Source organism: Actinomadura rubrobrunea NBRC 15275 (assembly GCF_001552235.1).
Taxonomy (GTDB): domain Bacteria; phylum Actinomycetota; class Actinomycetes; order Streptosporangiales; family Streptosporangiaceae; genus Spirillospora; species Spirillospora viridilutea.
The window spans coordinates 88,562-104,163 of the sequence record NZ_BCQU01000009.1; the positions used below are offsets into that span (position 1 = coordinate 88,562).

Consider the following 15,602-nt stretch of genomic DNA (forward strand, 5'->3'; position numbering starts at 1 on the left):
GGCGATGGACCGGCCGGATTCGAACCGGCGTCCTCCCGCTGAGAAAGCGGGCGCGACGACCTCTGCGCTACGGCCCATCACCGGCGGGAAGCCTAGCGACCAAATCTGACAAACTTCCTCGGATTTATCCCCGCCTCAGGGGGCAACGGTTTCGTGGCGAGCCGGCCGGATTCGAACCGGCGTCCTCCGAGTTGTCAACTCGGCGCGACGACCTCTGCGCTACGACCCGCCGCCCGGCAGCATAACGGCGGCACCGCACGAACAGCCGCCAGCGACGCCTCGTTCCCGCCGTCCACCCACAACGGCGCGGCTGCTTAGCCCCCGCAAGCTGCTGACCAAGCGGCACTAAGCGGTATCGAGTGCGGCTGCACCACGCCGCGTCCAGCGACCGCATCCTGGTGACCGCGCGGGCCGATCTGCCTTCACCGGACCGTCTGGGCCCTCTCCCCTACAGCGCGACTACCTCATGCCCCTCGTTCGGTAGGCGCGGAGACGCGGCGCGCGCGTGTACGGCGGCATAGCCACGGAGAGGTGGGGCACCATCGGGTCATGAGCGATCCGGCGAAGCCCAGGGTGCGCCGAGCCTACGAGCCGCGCGAACCTGAGGACGGTACGCGCGTCCTGGTGGACCGTCTCTGGCCTCGTGGGCTGTCCAAGGAGGACGCGGACGTCGACGTGTGGCTCAAGGAAGTCGCCCCGTCCACCGAACTGCGCCGCTGGTACGGCCACGACCCGGCCCGCTACGACGAGTTCTGCCGCCGGTACGAGGCCGAGCTCGCCGACCCCGAGCACTCCGAGGCCTTGAAGCGGCTCCGCGACCTCGCCGCGTCCGGGCCCCTGACCCTGCTCACCGCCACCAAGGACGTCGAGCACAGCCAGCTCCCGACCCTCCTCAAGGCCTTGTCGCGCTCCTAGATCAGGCTCTGGGACGTTCACACGGTGGGCTGAGGACCGCGCTCCACCTGGCGTGCGAGCACGGCGCGGGTGCTGACGCTGCTGATGACCGGCGGTCAGCCCGTTCTGGAGCGGATCGACGTGCCGCGGATGGGACATGCCATCCACGCAGCCGGCCTGATCTAGTTCGGGCCGACACGTCTTCAGCTCTCGCCCGAACCGCGCGTCCCGGCGCAACCGGGGGATCGGCTGCACGAGATTCCCGTGGGTGGTCGGTGTCCGGTGTTCTGCGCGCTGGATCACCGGCGACGCCATGCCGTCGAGTGCAGCATCTACCGGCTCGAACGGCACCGCGCCGCAGCCACGCGGGAAGTGAGCCGAATCGGTCCACCGCGCAACGTGCTGCCGACAGCGGTATATGTCGGTGCTCAGAACTGATGCCTAGCTCGTGGCTCAGCGCATGGGCCGTTGTGTCAGTGGCGTCTGCTCTACTTCCGGACCGTCCGACCTGTGAGTGGGAGGATTCGGTGGGTGTTCTTGTCGACTACTTCCGCGCGACGGACTCTGAAACAGTGGTGCGAGCGCTCGAACGCACCGATGGCCACTCACCGGTAGGCGGCGAGCACTCCATCTTCGACGGAGTCGAAACCAAGAACGTGGATCCGCCGATCGCTCTGGGGACACTGATCGCGGCCATCAGACGGGTGCCATGGCACGGGGACTTGGTTCACGAAACGCCGGTATGGCCAACCAGTCCGGGCCCGGACGGCCCTCAGTTTGACGACGACTGGCCAGGGCCGTGGGTATTGCACCTGGACGTCGGGGTGCGGGACACGCTGGCGGGAGTGCGCGACGCCGATATACCGCGGCTGGCCGCCGAGTGGGCACAGGCGGAGGAGCTCGACCAAGCGAACCCCGAGGACTTGCGGCCGCTCATCGAAGAGCTGGTCCAGCTCGCCAGAAACGCCCGTGACGCGGGCGAACAGCTCTATTGCTGGTGCTGCGTCTAATCAGCCAGCCCTGCACCGCCGTCGACCTATGCCATGTCGACGTACCAACTACCCCCCGCGCCCCATGCTCGCGACGACCACGCCCGGGGCGGCGCTGCGAAGCACTGCCCAGCCGGTTGATCAGCGCGCAGGCCATTGTCAGAGGCGTTTGCTCTACTTCCGGACCATCCGGCTTGCAGGCCGGTGGGTGTTCTCTACGACTGCTTCCCCGTATTGGACCCGGAAGCGGTGGTGCGAGTCGACGTAATGCGCCTCGGCGTGGGTCAGTGTGGCGGGGACTTATGTCTTGCGGGCGGGGGTGCCGTGTGCGGTCACGTCTGAGACGGGGCCGTCGCGCGGGAGCAGTGAGTGCTGCGGGCCACATCTTTGATCTCGGGCAAGGTAGATCCACACCGCATGCCCCGCACGTACACCTCATCGTGACGGGGAAGCCGCACGGTCCCCCCCGCACCGCGAGTCGATCCTGCGCGCCTGTGCGCAGCGGCCGCTGGTCGCCGAAGCACCAGGCCGCCGACTGTCCTGCGGTACGGGACGGAACGGCGGCGGGCCAGCGGCCTGCCGACGGGCTGTCGGCAGGCCGCTGCACGGGCTCATGCTCGAGCCACCTCACCGCTCCGCCCCGGCGCCGGCTCATGCAGACGGCCGAAACACGGGGTCGGCTGGCACGTCGTCCGCATCCCGACCGAGCCTCTCCGCTGAGCAGGGCCGTCCCGCTCTGAGGGGCGCCTGGCGCGGACGTGCGGTCAGCTGGACCGGGTGGGGCGGCCGCCCAGGAATTCGTTGCGGGCGATGACGGCCGTGTCGGGGTTGTCGCTGAACAGGGCGTCGATGCCGGCGCGGTAGAAGGCGTCGTACTCCTTCAGCGCCTTCCCGTAGTCGCCGGGCGCGGTGCCGGTGCGCAGGTCGGTCGGCAGGAACTGGTTCTCGTTGCGGAACGTGTACGGGGCGACCTTGAGTCCGGCGGCGTGGGCGTTCTTCACCAGGGGGCTCGGGGTGCCGAGCGAGCCGTCGGACTTGAGGGGGATGACGAGGTTCTTGTCCGGGCCGATCCAGTCGGCGTAGGACGCGACCTCCTTGAGCCCCGCGGGAGTGATCATCTCGGCGTAGGTGGGGCCCTTGCCGTTCGCGATGGTGTCGTAGGGGGCTCCGGTCGCGGAGATGGTCTGGAGCAGGGGGACGCGCACCTGCTTGTCGATGATGCGCAGGGAGGTCGGCTCGAACGACTGGACGATCGCCCGCCCGTCGGGGCGGTCGAGGCCGTTGCGCTTGAGCGTCGTGGCGAGGGCGCCCTCCAGCGGCAGGCCGATCGAGCGGAAGTACGTGGGGTGCTTCATCTCGGGGATGATCGAGATGCGCCGGTGGTGCTCGCGGCTCAGCCGTTCGGCCAGGTCGATGACCTCCTGCAGGGTGGGCACCTGGTAGCGGCCGTCGTAGAGGGTGTTGTGCTGCCGGACGTCGGGCAGCCGTTCGACCGCGCGCAGCGACTTCAGCTCGGCGAGGGTGAAGTCTTCGGTGAACCAGCCGGTGACCTTCTGCCCGTCGATGGTCTTGGTGGTCTTGCGGGAGGCGAACTCGGGGCGCTGCGCCACGTCGGTGGTGCTGCCGATCTCGTTCTCGTGCCGGGCGACGAGCACGCCGTCCTTGGTCGGCACCAGGTCGGGCTCGATGTAGTCGGCGCCCATGCGGACGGCCAGCTCGTACGACGCCGTGGTGTGCTCGGGACGGTAGCCGGCCGCGCCCCGGTGGCCGAGGACGAGCGGTCCCCGCGCGGGCACCGTGGCGACGGCGGCGGTCTCGGCCGGTGCGGCGGGCGCGACGCTCGGCGCGGCCTGGGCGGCGCCGACGGCCAGTACGGGCGGCAGCAGCGCTCCCGCCACGATGACCGCGCGCCGTCTGATCGTCTTCGTCGCCCGTCCGTCGCTCATGCCAGCTCCTCTCCGTGCGGCGCTTGCCGACATCGCTCGTCGGGTGATCACTGCCGCCGGACCTTAACGAGCGGTGCGGGGGCGGACCAGGATGCGGCCGATGACGGACAGGCGAACGTTGCCCGCCGACCGGGTGAACGGGCCGCCGGAGGCGGCGCGGACGGTGTCGCGGTCGCGGGACGATCGGGTAGAAGCGGGTCGTCGGGGTCGTACGGCAAGGAGGCGACGGTGGAGCGGGTGGCGGGGTTCCTGTACGAGATGGGGCTGCTCAAGCGGTACAAGCGGACGGGGTGGCTGGTCGCGGGGGTGCGCGATCCGGAGAGCATCGCGGAGCACTCGTTCCGCGCCGCGGTCATCGCGAGCGTGCTCGCGGTGATGGAGGGCGCCGACCCCGCGCGGGCCGCGCTGCTCAGCCTGTTCCACGACACTCAGGAGACCCGGCTCACCGACATCCCGTACCTGGCCAGGCCGTATGTGACGAGGACGGGCAACGAGGAGGTCACCGCGCATCAGGTGCGCGGCCTTCCCGAGGCGGTCGCCGACATGGTCACCGGGGTGGTCGCCGAGTACGAGGGCAGGGCGAGCGCGGAGGCCGTGTGCGCGCGGGACGCCGACAAGCTCGAATGCCTGCTCCAGGCGGTCGAGTACCGGGAGCAGGGAAACCAGAACACCCAGGGGTGGATCGACAGTTCGCTGGAGCAGCTGCAGACCGAGTCCGCCAAGCGGCTGGCGCGTCACGCGCTGGAGACGGGGTCGCTGGAGTGGCTGGGCCGGGCGATGAACGGAGACGACCCTAGTTAATACATGTATTAACTATCTGGGGCTAGCCTGGGGGCATGGCGGATGAGGGCGCCACCGACGGACTGGACTTCTGGTCGTTCGTCGAGTTGGCCGAGCGGAGGTTGGCGGAGGAGTTCGGGTTCCCGCATCGGACGGCCACGCGGCTGCTGCTGACGCTGAACCGGGCCTCGGCGATCGTCACCTACGACCTGGAGGCGGCGGTGCACCGGCCGCGCGGGCTGTCGTGGGCCGGGTTCCGGCTGCTGTTCGTGACGTGGCTGGCCGGGCCGCTGGAGCCGGGACGGGCCGCGGCGCTGGCGGGCATGACGCGGGCGGCGGTGTCGAACCTGTCCAAGTCGCTGGTCGCCGACGGGCTGCTGGCGCGGGCGCCGGGCGAGCGGGACGGCCGCACGGTGACGCTGTCGCTGACCGAGCAGGGCCGCAAGGCGATGCTGGAGGTGTTCGCCGCGCAGAACGCCCGCGAGCTGGAGTGGACGGACGCGCTGACCGAGACCGAGCAGCGCATTCTGATCATGCTGCTGGACAAGCTCATCGAGGGGCGGCGGCGGTTCGACGTGCGGGAACGGAGCTGAAGGGGGCTGGCGTCATCCCGAACGGGGTGAGATAGTACATGTGTTAACTACTTCGCCCGTTCGGCGGGGAGGAGGACACCATGGCGTACTACCGGCGGGTCGGCGAGGTGCCGCCCAAGCGCCACACCCAGCACCGCGACGGCGGCGGACGGCTCTACTACGAAGAACTCATGGGCGAGGAGGGCTTCTCCTCGGACTCCTCGCTGCTCTACCACCGCGACATCCCCTCGGCGATCACGGACTCGCGGCCCTGGGAGATCCCGGACGTCGCCACCACGCCCAACCATCCGCTCAAGCCCCGGCATCTGAAGCTGCACGACCTGTTCCCCAAGGACGTGTGGGCGGACACGGACGTCGTCACCGGGCGCCGGCTCATCCTGGGCAACGGCGACGTGCGCATCTCCTACGCGGTCGGGATGGCGCCGTCGCCGCTGTACCGCAACGCGCTCGGCGACGAGGTCGTGTACGTCGAGTCCGGCGCGGCGACCGTGGAGACCGTCTTCGGCGTGCTCTCCGTGAAGGAGGGCGACTACGTCGTCATCCCGATGTCGACCACGCACCGGTGGCTGCCGGAGGGCGATGAGCCGTTGCGCGCGTACGCCATCGAGGCCAACGGGCACGTCGCGCCGCCCAAGCGCTACCTGTCGCGGTACGGGCAGTTCCTGGAGCACGCCCCGTACTGCGAGCGCGACCTGCACGGTCCCGAGGAGCCGCTGGTGGTGGACGAGACCGACGTCGAGGTGTTCGTCAAGCACCGGACGTCGTCCGGGGTCGTCGGCACCCGCCTCACCTATGCGCGGCACCCGTTCGACGTGGTGGGCTGGGACGGCTGCCTCTACCCGTTCACCTTCAACGTGCACGACTTCGAGCCGATCACGGGGCGGGTGCACCAGCCGCCGCCGGTCCACCAGGTGTTCGAGGGGCCCGGGTTCGTGGTGTGCAACTTCGTCCCGCGCAAGGTGGACTACCACCCGCTGGCCATCCCGGTGCCCTACTACCACTCGAACGTGGACTCCGACGAGGTCATGTTCTACTGCGGCGGCGACTACGAGGCGCGCAAGGGCTCGGGCATCGGGCAGGGCTCGGTGTCGGTGCACCCCGGCGGCGTCGCGCACGGGCCGCAGCCGGGCGCCTACGAGCGCAGCATCGGCGTCGAGTTCTTCGACGAGCTGGCCGTCATGGTCGACACGTTCCGGCCGCTGGAGCTGGGCGAGGGCGGCCTGGCCTGCGAGGACTCCGCCTATGCGTGGACGTGGGCCGGAGGGCGGCGGTCATGAGCGTCCCCGCCGTGCTCCGCGGGCTGTGCGACGACGCGGCGGTGTTCCCCCCGGGGTCGCTGCCGCTGCGCGACGCGGTGCCCGCGCACCACCGGCACCGGCGCGCGAAGTACGCCGAGCTGGTCGGCCCGTTCGTCATCGCGGCGCCCATGTTGGACGAGCTGGACCGCCTGCCCGAGGAGGCGCCGGAGCTGATCGTGACGGCGCCGGAGGGGCCGAAGCAGGCGGCCGAGGCCGTGGCGTCCCGCGCCGTGAAGGCCGTGGAGGTCGCGGTCCCGGCGGGCATGTCGGTGGACGACTTCTTCGCCGAATGCGAACGCCTGACGGGCACGACCGTGTTCGTCGAGGTGCCGCGGGACGAGCGGCGGCCGGACGTCATCGCCGGGCTGGCCGAACGGGGCGGCAAGGCCAAGTTCCGCACCGGCGGGGTGCGGGCGGAGATGTACCCGGACGAGGACGAACTCGCCGCCGCGGTCAAGGCGGTGGTGGACGCGGGCGTCCCGTTCAAGGCCACCGCCGGGCTGCACCACGCCGTGCGCAACACCGACCCGGACACGGGGTTCGAGCAGCACGGCTTCCTCAATCTGCTGCTCGCGGTCGACGACGCCCTCGACGGGCGTCCGGCGGACGCGCTGGCGCGCACCTCGGCGGAACGCGACGGCGCGGCGCTCGCCGACCGCGTGCGGAAGCTGGACGAGGCGCGGGCCGCCGACATCCGGGGCCGGTTCGTCTCGTTCGGGACGTGCAGCATCACCGACCCGTTGACCGACCTGGTGGCGCTGGGGCTGCTCCCGGCGTCCGTGGCGGAATCCGAAGGAGACACCCGATGACCCGGATCGACGTTCCCGACGGCTCGCCGTTCGGCATCGCCAACCTCCCGTACGGGGTCTTCTCCACGCCCGGCGCCGGGCCTCGGGTGGGGGTGCGCGTCGGCGACTCGGTCGTGGACCTGGCGGTCGCGCTCGACGACGACGTCTTCGCCCGTCCCTCGCTGAACGCGTTCATGGCTCAGGGGCCGCGCCGCTGGGCCGAGACGCGCGAGCGGATCACCGAGCTCGTTCAAGGGGACGTTCCGGACGCGGCGGTCGCGGACGCCTCGGAGATCACCCTGCATTTGCCGTTCGAGGTCGGCGACTATGTCGACTTCTACGCCTCCGAACACCACGCGTCGAATCTGGGGCGGCTGTTCCGCCCGGATTCCGAGCCGCTCATGCCGAATTGGAAGCACCTTCCCGTCGGTTATCACGGGCGCGCCGGAACGGTCGTGGTGTCGGGCACCGACATCGTGCGGCCGTGCGGCCAGCGGAAGACGCCCGCCGACCCCGCGCCCGTGTTCGGGCCGAGCCGCCGTCTCGACATCGAGGCCGAGCTGGGGTTCGTCGTCGGCGTGGGCTCCCCGCTGGGCCGGCCCATCCCGTGCGAGGACTTCGCCGAGCACGTCTTCGGCGCGGTGCTGGTGAACGACTGGTCGGCGCGCGACATCCAGGCGTGGGAGTACGTGCCGCTCGGGCCGTTCCTCGGCAAGAGCTTCGCCACGTCGGTGTCGCCGTGGGTGGTGCCGCTGGCGGCGTTGGAGCACGCTCGGACGGCCACCCCGCCGCAGCAGCCCGAACCGCTGCCCTACCTGCGGGAAAAGGAGCCGTGGGGCCTGGACATCGAGATGGCCGTCAGCTGGAACGGCCAGGTGGTCTCCCGTCCGCCGTACCGGACGATGTACTGGTCGCCGGCGCAGATGCTGGCCCACATGACCGTCAACGGCGCGTCGGCGCGCACCGGGGACCTGTTCGCGTCCGGCACCGTCTCCGGCCCGGAGAAGGACCAGCGCGGCGCGTTCATCGAGCTGACGTGGGGCGGGCGCGAGCCGCTGCGGGTCAACGGCGAGGAGCGCACCTTCCTGGAGGACGGCGACGAGGTCGCCATCGCGGCGACCGCGCCCGGCCCGGACGGGTCGCGCATCGGCTTCGGCGAGGTCCGCGGACGGATCCTTCCGGCGTCCTGCGCGCCCGGGAACGAGCGAGCAGGGTGATCGACTGATCCCAAATCGTAATATGCCCGGCCGCATGCGCAGCCGAGCCACCAGGTATTTTCAACATCAACAACTTTAACCTTTGTTTAAGGTTCGGTCCCGCCGGTCCGCGGCGGGAATATCGGGGACGGCCTGGGGTGGCACCGTTGCGCACACGCGGCATCGTTGATCGACGTTGGGCGGCCGGGATCGTTCTGCTGGCCGGAACGCTGGGACTGACGGCCTGCTCCTCTGAGACCCACAAGACGACCACGGCGGGCGGGGACACCACGGTCCCCGCCGCCAAGGTGACCACGTATCCGAAGAACGGCGCCGAGAAGGCCCGCCCCGACCGCGGCGTCGTGGTGAAGGCGGACGGCGGGACGCTGCAGTCGGTCAGCGTGACCGCGAACGGCCGGCCGGTGGAGGGCGCCTTCAACGCCCAGCGCACCGAATGGCGGTCCAAGTGGGCGCTGCGGCCGGGCACCACCTACACGGTGACGTCCACGGCCAAGAACTCCATCGGCACCGTTTCGCGGTCCACCAGCACGTTCCGCACGCTCAAGCCGACGGCCGCGCAGACCGCCACCGCCTCGCTGGACTGGATCCTCGAGAGCAACCGCGGCAAGACCTACGGCGTCGGCCTGCCGATCATCGTCGACTTCAACCGTCCCGTCGCCAACAAGAAGGCCGTGGAGCGGGCCCTGGAGGTCACCGCGGAGAAGCCGGTCGAGGGCGCCTGGCGGTGGATCGGCGACCAGCGGGTCGTCTACCGCACCAAGACCTACTGGCCCGCGCACCAGACGGTGAAGCTGAACGCCCACCTGGCCGGGGTGCGCGTCGCCAAGGGCGTCTACGCCACGAAGGACCTCAACCGCACGTTCCGCATCGGCGCCGCCCGCATCACCAAGATCAACCTGAAGCGGCACCGCATGGCGGTGTACGTCGACGGCAAGAAGGCGCGCTCGGTGCCGGTCAGCGGCGGCAACGGCACGACCCGGGAGTACACCACCACCAGCGGCGTCCACCTGACCATGGAGAAGGGCAACCCGGTGCGGATGACCGCGCCCGGCCGCAAGAAGGGCGACCCCGGGTACTACGACCTGCTGGTGAACTACGCGGTCCGCATCTCCAACACCGGCGAGTACCTGCACCAGTCGATGGGCGAGGAGTACTGCCTGGGCCGCGCCAACTGCAGCCACGGCTGCGTCCGCCAGCCCCGCAGCGACGCGATCTGGTTCTACAAGACCGTCCAGCCGGGTGACGTCGTCGTCATCACCGGCACCAAGCGCAAGCTGGAGTGGAACAACGGCTGGTCGTTCTGGCAGCTGCCGTTCCAGACCTGGAAGAAGGGCAGCGCCCTCTCTTAATCAGTCGCTTCCGCCGTCCCGGGCCCGGGCCTCCGGCCGGTCCCCCGCCGCCCGCTCGCCGTCGGGGGGCGTGCGCGGGATGGGCTTGATGGTCAGCTCCTCCGGGACGTGCGGCAGGACGTGGCGGAAGTGGTCGCGGGCCGCGGCGGTCGTGCTGACGTCGTGGCCCAGCGTCCGCTCCAGGTGCCCGCGGTGCTCCAGCACCTCGTAGAAGATCTCCACCTCGTCCAGGCGGCCGCGCAGGTCGTCGGGGATGGCCCGCACCACCGGGTCGTACACCTCGGTCAGCCACTTGCTCGCCGCGAGCGCCTCCGACACCGGACGCCCCGACTCGCGCTCCAGGTGGCCGCGGTAGCTGGCGATGTCGTTGAGCAGCCGGCGGGCCTGGTTCTCCTGGGCGTTCAGGCCGGTGCGGGCGAACAGCAGCCGGCGGTGGTGGCCCGGTTCGGCGACGACGGTGCGCACCCGCAGCCTGCTGCCCTCGCCGCCCGCGTCGATCAGCTCCACCTCGTCCACGTCGAAGCCGAGCTCGTTGATGCGGCGCAGCCGCTCGGCGATGCGCAGCCGCTGCTCCTCCGGGCGGATGATCTCCTCGCGGGTCAGCTCGTCCCACAGCGCGGTGTAGCGGCGGACGGTGTCGTCGGCCACGGCCACCGGGTCCAGGTCGGGCGGCAGCAGCCCGGCGGCGTCCAGGTCGAACAGCTCCCCGGCGATGCGTTCCCGGGCCAGCTCCAGGTCGTAGGTGCGCTGCCCCTCCGACAGGGACGGGTGCAGTTCGGCGGTCTCGGTGTCCACCAGGTACGCCGAGAACGCGCCCGCGTCCAGCTTGAACAGCGTGTTGGACAGCGAGCAGTCGCCCCACATGAAGCCCGCCAGGTGCAGCCGGACCAGCAGCTCGACCAGCGCGTCCAGCAGCCGGTCGGCGGGGTGCCCGCCGCGCGGGTTGGCGAACAGGGCCCGGTACGAGCTGGCGTGGTCGAGGAACCGCGTCACCAGGACCGCGTCCTGCCCGCCGGGCCGGTCCACCGCGATCCCGGTGACCTCGACGGCCGGGATGCCGAGCTCGCGCAGCTTGCGCAGCAGCTTGTACTCGCGGCGGGCGAGCCGTTCGTCCAGCTCCTTGAGCGCGTAGACCGCGCCGGCCTCGGCGACGAACCGCACCGTGTGCCGGGACAGTCCGCGGTGGCGGATCTCCACCAGGCGCTCGTCGCGCCAGGACGCCAGCGGCTCGTGCCACGGCAGGCTGAGCAGGCCGCTCGCCGTCTCGGCCGGGGGTTTGAAGACGAACCGCATCCGCCGCCTACCCGGCCGCGGTCTCGGTCCCGCCCTTGTCCTCGTCCTCGTCGCTCGTATCGGACGTCGCCTCCGCCTCGGCGCGCTGCGCCCGGCGCTGGGCCTCGCGTTCCTTGTCGGCCAGCCGTCCCAGCGCCGCCGCCCGCTCCTCGTCCCGGGTGAGGTTCTCCCCGGTCGCCGGGTCGAACAGGTGGACGCGGGAGGTGTCGATCCACAGCTCCGCCTCGTCCCCGGGGCTGATCAGGCTGGACGCGTCGAGCGCGACGACCGCCTGGGTGCGCAGCTGGTCGCTGTCGAGCTCCTGCGACAGGTCGCGCAGCTGCGCGGCGACGTCCGCCGGCGCCTCGTAGGGGACGTAGGCGTACAGCTCGTTGCCGAGCCACTCGGTGACGTCCACCCGCGCCTTCACCACGGCGCCGCGCTCGCGCCGGTCGTCGCCGACCAGCGAGGCGTCCTCGAAGTGCTCGGGGCGGATGCCGACCAGCACCACCGTGCGGTCCCCGACCGCCTCGGCCTTGCGGCGGTCGCGCATGTCGAACCGGCCGAGCGGGGTGTCCAGGACGGTGCCGTCCACGGTCGCGGGCAGGAAGTTCATCGACGGGGAGCCGATGAACCCGGCCACGAACAGGTTGGTCGGCTGCTCGTACAGCTCGCGCGGGCTGCCCACCTGCTGCAGCACGCCCTTGCGCAGCACCGCCACCCGGTCGCCCAGCGTCATCGCCTCGGTCTGGTCGTGCGTGACGTACACGGTGGTCACGCCGAGGCGCCGCTGCAGCCGGGAGATCTCGGTGCGCATCTGCCCGCGCAGCTTGGCGTCCAGGTTGGACAGCGGCTCGTCGAACAGGAACGCGTCGGCCTCCCGGACGATCGCGCGGCCCATCGCCACGCGCTGCCGCTGGCCGCCGGACAGGTTGGCGGGCTTGCGGTCCAGGTGGTCGGTCAGCTCCAGCAGCTCGGCGGTCTCCTTGACGCGCCGCTGCACCTCGTCCTCGGGCGTCTTGGCCAGCCGCAGCGGAAAGGCGATGTTCTCGAACACCGTCAGGTGCGGGTACAGCGCGTAGTTCTGGAACACCATCGCCAGGTTCCGCTCGCGCGGCGCGACCTTGTTGACGACCTTGCCGCCGATGCGCAGCTCGCCGGAGGTGATGTCCTCCAGGCCCACGATCATGCGCAGCAGCGTGGACTTGCCGCAGCCGGACGGGCCGACGAGGATCATGAACTCGCCGTCCTTGATCTCCAGGCTGACGTCGTTGACGGCCGGGTATCCGTCGCCGTACCGCTTGACGATGTTCTTCAAGGTGATCTCGGCCATGCCGCACAGCCCTCCTCGTGTCAGCCCCGTCAGCCCTTGACCGCGCCGGCCGTCAGCCCAGCGACGATGCGCCGCTGGAACAGCAGCACGATCACCACGACCGGGATCGTCACCACCACGGCGGCGGCGCAGATCGCCGTGGTGGGCTGTTCGAACTGCGACTGGCCGGTGAAGAACGCCAGCGCCGCGGGCACCGGCCGGGCCCGGTCGGTGGAGGTCAGCGAGATGCCGAAGACGAAGTCGTTCCAGCAGAAGAAGAACGTCAGGATCGCCGCGGTGAACACCCCCGGCGCCGCCAGCGGCACGATCACCTTGCGGAACGCCTGCCAGCTGGTCGCGCCGTCCACCTGCGCGGCCTGCTCCATCTCCCAGGGGATCTCGCGGAAGAACGCCGACAGCGTCCAGATCGCCAGCGGCAGCGCGAACGAGATGTACGGGATGATCAGGCCCGGCCAGGTGTCGTACAGGCCGATGGTGCGCCACAGGTCGAACAGCGGCCCGACCAGCGTCACCACCGGGAACATGGCGATGGCCAGCGCGAACGACAGGATGAGCTTCTTGCCGGGGAACTCCAGCCGGGCGATCGCGTAGGCGACCAGCGTCGCGAACACCACCCCGATGAACGTCGCGATCAGCGAGACGCCGATCGAGTTGATCAGGGCGGAGGTGAACAGGCTGGTGGAGAACACCGTGCGGTAGTTCTCCATCGTCCAGTCCTTGGGCAGGAAGCTCTGGACGTTGCCGACCTCGCCGGGCTGCTTGAACGACAGCATCACGATCCACAGGATCGGGAAGATCGTCCAGACCAGGATCAGCAGCGAGGCGACGATCCACAGCGCCTTGGAGCGTCCCGTCTCCATCAACGATCACCCCTCACCTGGGACAGGTCCACCCGGAACCCGCGGATGAACACGGCCGCGATCAGCACGACGGACAGGAACAGCAGCACCCCGACCGCGTTGCCCATGCCGATCGAGGTGCGGGTGATGGTCTGGTCGTAGGTCAGGAACGACAGGGTGGCCGTCTGCTCCTGGCCGCGGGTCATGACGAACGGGTTGTCGAAGATCCGCCACGCGTCCAGCGTCCGGAACAGCACCGCCACCAGGATCGCCGCCTTCATGTTCGGGATGATCACCCGCCGCAGCCGCTGCCAGGCGGTGGCGCCGTCCACCGTGGCGGCCTCGCTCAGGTCGTGCGGCACCTGCGCCAGCCCGGCGAGCAGCAGCAGCGAGATGAACGGGGTGGTCTTCCACACCTCCGACAGGCAGATCACGAACAGCGCGGCCCACCGGTCGGAGAACCAGGCGAAGTCGCCGAGCCCGAACCAGGAGTTGACGAACCCGGACTGCAGGTCGAAGGCGTACCGCCAGGCGAACGCCGAGATCACGGTGACGATGCCGTACGGCAGCAGGATCGCGGTGCGCACGGTGCGCCGCGCGAACACCGCCCGGTGCATCACCATGGCCAGCCCGAAGCCCAGCACCAGCTCCACCGCCACGGTGATCGCCGTGATGAGGAACGTGGTGAACACGTCCTGCCAGAACAGCCCGTCCGACAGCGCGGTGATGTAGTTGCGCAGGCCGACGAACTCGCGGTCCTGCGGCGCGGTCAGCCGGTAGTTGAACAGCGACAGGTACACCGCGTTCAGCAGCGGATACCCGGTCACCAGCAGCATGACGATCACGGCGGGGGCCGACAGCAGCAGTCCCAGCCGCCGTTCGGCCCGGGCGCGGTCGGAGATCTCCGAGCGCGCGGCCGGTCGGGCGGCGGGCGCCGTCTCCACCTGGGCGGTCATGACGCACCTCCTGGCACGGCGGGGGCCTTCCGTCTCGTCACAGCGACACCCCCGATCACAGCAGCGCCTCGTCGCGCAGCACGGCGCGGACGAACTCCGCGGACCGGCGCGGCGTGGACTCCGGGTTCACCGACGCGGGCGGGTGCCATCGGCTCTGCACCGCCGCGGACAGGTCGGTGTAGTACGGGGTGTTCGGCCGGGGCGCCGCCGCGTTGATCGAGTCGCGGATCATCGTGGCCATGGGGAACTCGCGCCGCACCTCGGGGTCGTCGAACACCTCGGGACGCGCCGCCGGGTTCCCCGAGTCGAGCATGTACTTCTTCATGTTCTCGGGGGTGGTGATGCAGCGGACCGCGTCGACCGCGTGGGTGTCCTTGTACTTGCCGAAGGCGCCGATGCCGAGTTCGATGCCGCCGAACGGCGGCCTGCCCGGCTGGTCCGCCCGCACCCGCGGGTAGGGGGCCCAGCCCAGGTCGTTCGGGATGTTCTTGTCGATGACACCGGACTTGGCGTCGTCGTTCTCGGCGCGCCAGATGTAGCCCCAGTTGACCATGAAACCGCCGCGGTCGCTGTTGAGCAGGGACCGCGCCTGCTCCTCCATGTCGGTGGACAGCGACGGGCTGGCCGCCTTCGACCGGGCCAGCTTGCCGATGATCCGGGCGGCCTCCCGGCCGGCCGGGGAGTCGATGTCGATGGACGCGTCGTTGCCGCGCTCGGCCGCGCTGATGATGCGGCCGCCGGCGGACGCGACGAGGGCGTTGATCCACACCATGTAGCCCTCGTACTTGTTGCCCTGGACGCCGACCGTGACGCCGGCGCGCACCGCCGCGTCGATCATCTTGTCCCAGGTGAAGTCGGGCGCGTTGGGGTCGACGCCCGCCTTCTGCGCGGCCGACTTGCGGTACCAGAGGATCTGCGTGTTCGCCCAGAACGGCGCCGCGTACAGCCGCCCCTTCCACGTGGAGCTCTCCACGGCCGCCGGGAACACGCCCTGGGTGAACTGCCGCGCCTCGTCGGCGGTGAACGGGCGGAGGAACCCGGCGTTGGCGGCCTCGGCGACGAACACCGGGTCCAGGCTCATGATGTCGAGCTGGTCGTCCTTGGCGGCCAGCCGCCGGATGAGCTGTTCGCGCTGCTGCGTCGCGTCGTTGGGAAGGATCGACGTGACGATGCGGTACCGGCCCCCGGCCGCCTTCGTGCACGCCTCGGCGAGCCGCGCCTGCCCGCCGTTGTCGGGGTTGATGTACCAGTGGAGCGTCGGCGTGCCGCCGTCGCCGCCGCAGGCGGCGAGCCCGCCCGCCAGCAGCGCCGCGGCGACCGCGCCGCGCAGCGCTCTCGCCCTGCCGCG

Annotated in this window: 14 protein-coding genes and 2 tRNA genes; 8 read left to right on the plus strand and 8 right to left on the minus strand. The window is 70.5% G+C overall.

Annotation, left to right across the window (positions count from 1 at the left end; all coding sequences use genetic code 11):
- Nucleotides 1-4: 4 nt before the first annotated feature.
- Nucleotides 5-77, minus strand: a tRNA-Arg gene (locus AR3_RS04655).
- Between the two features lie 79 nt (nt 78-156).
- A tRNA-Val gene (locus AR3_RS04660) sits at nt 157-229 on the minus strand.
- A gap of 320 nt (nt 230-549) precedes the next feature.
- On the opposite strand from AR3_RS04660, the gene AR3_RS04665 reads away from it, so the two are divergent.
- Together AR3_RS04665 and AR3_RS04670 are read left to right on the plus strand one after the other, a co-directional pair.
- Nucleotides 550-915 carry a DUF488 domain-containing protein gene (locus AR3_RS04665; protein WP_067908934.1) on the plus strand — a complete coding sequence of 122 codons (366 nt, stop codon included), beginning with the start codon at nt 550-552 and terminating at the stop codon, nt 913-915.
- Nucleotides 916-1,421: 506 nt separating this feature from the next.
- On the plus strand, nt 1,422-1,904 hold the full coding sequence (locus AR3_RS04670; RefSeq protein ID WP_067908937.1) for a hypothetical protein: 483 nt from the start codon (nt 1,422-1,424) through the stop codon (nt 1,902-1,904).
- A gap of 743 nt (nt 1,905-2,647) precedes the next feature.
- Here AR3_RS04670 and AR3_RS04675 read toward each other — a convergent pair.
- The gene (locus tag AR3_RS04675) at nt 2,648-3,829 is read right to left on the minus strand and encodes a glycerophosphodiester phosphodiesterase (RefSeq protein WP_067908940.1); all 1,182 of its coding nucleotides are present in this window, start codon (nt 3,827-3,829) and stop codon (nt 2,648-2,650) included.
- Between the two features lie 258 nt (nt 3,830-4,087).
- Here AR3_RS04675 and AR3_RS04680 point away from each other — a divergent pair, with 258 nt between their 5' ends.
- The 6 genes from AR3_RS04680 to AR3_RS04705 all read left to right on the plus strand — a co-directional run bounded on the left by AR3_RS04680 (nt 4,088) and on the right by AR3_RS04705 (nt 9,854).
- Nucleotides 4,088-4,630 carry an HD domain-containing protein gene (locus tag AR3_RS04680; protein ID WP_067908977.1) on the plus strand — a complete coding sequence of 181 codons (543 nt, stop codon included), beginning with the start codon at nt 4,088-4,090 and terminating at the stop codon, nt 4,628-4,630.
- A 35-nt stretch (nt 4,631-4,665) separates the two neighbouring features.
- Entirely contained in the window at nt 4,666-5,202 is a 537-nt protein-coding gene (locus AR3_RS04685; protein ID WP_067908943.1) for a MarR family winged helix-turn-helix transcriptional regulator, read from the plus strand.
- An 80-nt stretch (nt 5,203-5,282) separates the two neighbouring features.
- Nucleotides 5,283-6,479: a homogentisate 1,2-dioxygenase gene (locus tag AR3_RS04690; protein ID WP_067908946.1), complete on the plus strand. Its 1,197-nt coding sequence runs from the start codon at nt 5,283-5,285 to the stop codon at nt 6,477-6,479.
- Nucleotides 6,476-7,309 (plus strand): hypothetical protein, encoded by an 834-nt coding sequence (locus tag AR3_RS04695; protein WP_067908979.1) that lies wholly within the window; start codon nt 6,476-6,478, stop codon nt 7,307-7,309. Before AR3_RS04690 ends, AR3_RS04695 begins: the two co-directional genes overlap by 4 nt.
- Nucleotides 7,306-8,505, plus strand: a complete 1,200-nt coding sequence (gene fahA, locus AR3_RS04700) for a fumarylacetoacetase (protein WP_067908949.1) — start codon at nt 7,306-7,308, stop codon at nt 8,503-8,505. The genes AR3_RS04695 and fahA overlap by 4 nt, the downstream gene beginning before the upstream one ends.
- Nucleotides 8,506-8,651: 146 nt before the next feature.
- Nucleotides 8,652-9,854, plus strand: coding sequence for a L,D-transpeptidase (locus AR3_RS04705; RefSeq protein ID WP_227023106.1), 1,203 nt, complete (start codon nt 8,652-8,654; stop codon nt 9,852-9,854).
- On the opposite strand, the gene AR3_RS04710 is transcribed toward AR3_RS04705, so the two are convergent.
- The 5 genes from AR3_RS04710 to AR3_RS04730 form a co-directional block, all read right to left on the minus strand.
- Nucleotides 9,855-11,147, minus strand: coding sequence for a DUF4032 domain-containing protein (locus tag AR3_RS04710; RefSeq protein ID WP_067908951.1), 1,293 nt, complete (start codon nt 11,145-11,147; stop codon nt 9,855-9,857).
- 7 nt (nt 11,148-11,154) lie between these two features.
- Nucleotides 11,155-12,459, minus strand: coding sequence for an ABC transporter ATP-binding protein (locus AR3_RS04715; protein WP_067908954.1), 1,305 nt, complete (start codon nt 12,457-12,459; stop codon nt 11,155-11,157).
- A gap of 29 nt (nt 12,460-12,488) precedes the next feature.
- A complete protein-coding gene (locus AR3_RS04720) occupies nt 12,489-13,319 on the minus strand; it encodes a carbohydrate ABC transporter permease (RefSeq protein WP_067908957.1) in 831 nt (276 codons plus the stop codon).
- Complete coding sequence (locus AR3_RS04725) at nt 13,319-14,254, minus strand: carbohydrate ABC transporter permease (protein ID WP_067908960.1); 936 nt, start codon at nt 14,252-14,254, stop codon at nt 13,319-13,321. Before AR3_RS04725 ends, AR3_RS04720 begins: the two co-directional genes overlap by 1 nt.
- Nucleotides 14,255-14,309: 55 nt before the next feature.
- Nucleotides 14,310-15,602 (minus strand): extracellular solute-binding protein (locus tag AR3_RS04730; RefSeq protein ID WP_217998446.1); only part of this gene is annotated, 1,293 nt, incomplete at its 5' end.

What these genes read in the sequence shown, in the direction of transcription:
- AR3_RS04665 (WP_067908934.1), top strand. Translation starts at nt 550, where the DNA reads ATGAGCGATCCGGCGAAGCCCAGGGTGCGCCGAGCCTACGAGCCGCGC.
- AR3_RS04675 (WP_067908940.1), bottom strand. Translation starts at nt 3,829, where the DNA reads ATGAGCGACGGACGGGCGACGAAGACGATCAGACGGCGCGCGGTCATC.
- AR3_RS04680 (WP_067908977.1), top strand. Translation starts at nt 4,088, where the DNA reads ATGGGGCTGCTCAAGCGGTACAAGCGGACGGGGTGGCTGGTCGCGGGG.
- AR3_RS04685 (WP_067908943.1), top strand. Translation starts at nt 4,666, where the DNA reads ATGGCGGATGAGGGCGCCACCGACGGACTGGACTTCTGGTCGTTCGTC.
- AR3_RS04690 (WP_067908946.1), top strand. Translation starts at nt 5,283, where the DNA reads ATGGCGTACTACCGGCGGGTCGGCGAGGTGCCGCCCAAGCGCCACACC.
- AR3_RS04695 (WP_067908979.1), top strand. Translation starts at nt 6,476, where the DNA reads ATGAGCGTCCCCGCCGTGCTCCGCGGGCTGTGCGACGACGCGGCGGTG.
- fahA (WP_067908949.1), top strand. Translation starts at nt 7,306, where the DNA reads ATGACCCGGATCGACGTTCCCGACGGCTCGCCGTTCGGCATCGCCAAC.
- AR3_RS04710 (WP_067908951.1), bottom strand. Translation starts at nt 11,147, where the DNA reads ATGCGGTTCGTCTTCAAACCCCCGGCCGAGACGGCGAGCGGCCTGCTC.
- AR3_RS04715 (WP_067908954.1), bottom strand. Translation starts at nt 12,459, where the DNA reads ATGGCCGAGATCACCTTGAAGAACATCGTCAAGCGGTACGGCGACGGA.
- AR3_RS04720 (WP_067908957.1), bottom strand. Translation starts at nt 13,319, where the DNA reads ATGGAGACGGGACGCTCCAAGGCGCTGTGGATCGTCGCCTCGCTGCTG.
- AR3_RS04725 (WP_067908960.1), bottom strand. Translation starts at nt 14,254, where the DNA reads ATGACCGCCCAGGTGGAGACGGCGCCCGCCGCCCGACCGGCCGCGCGC.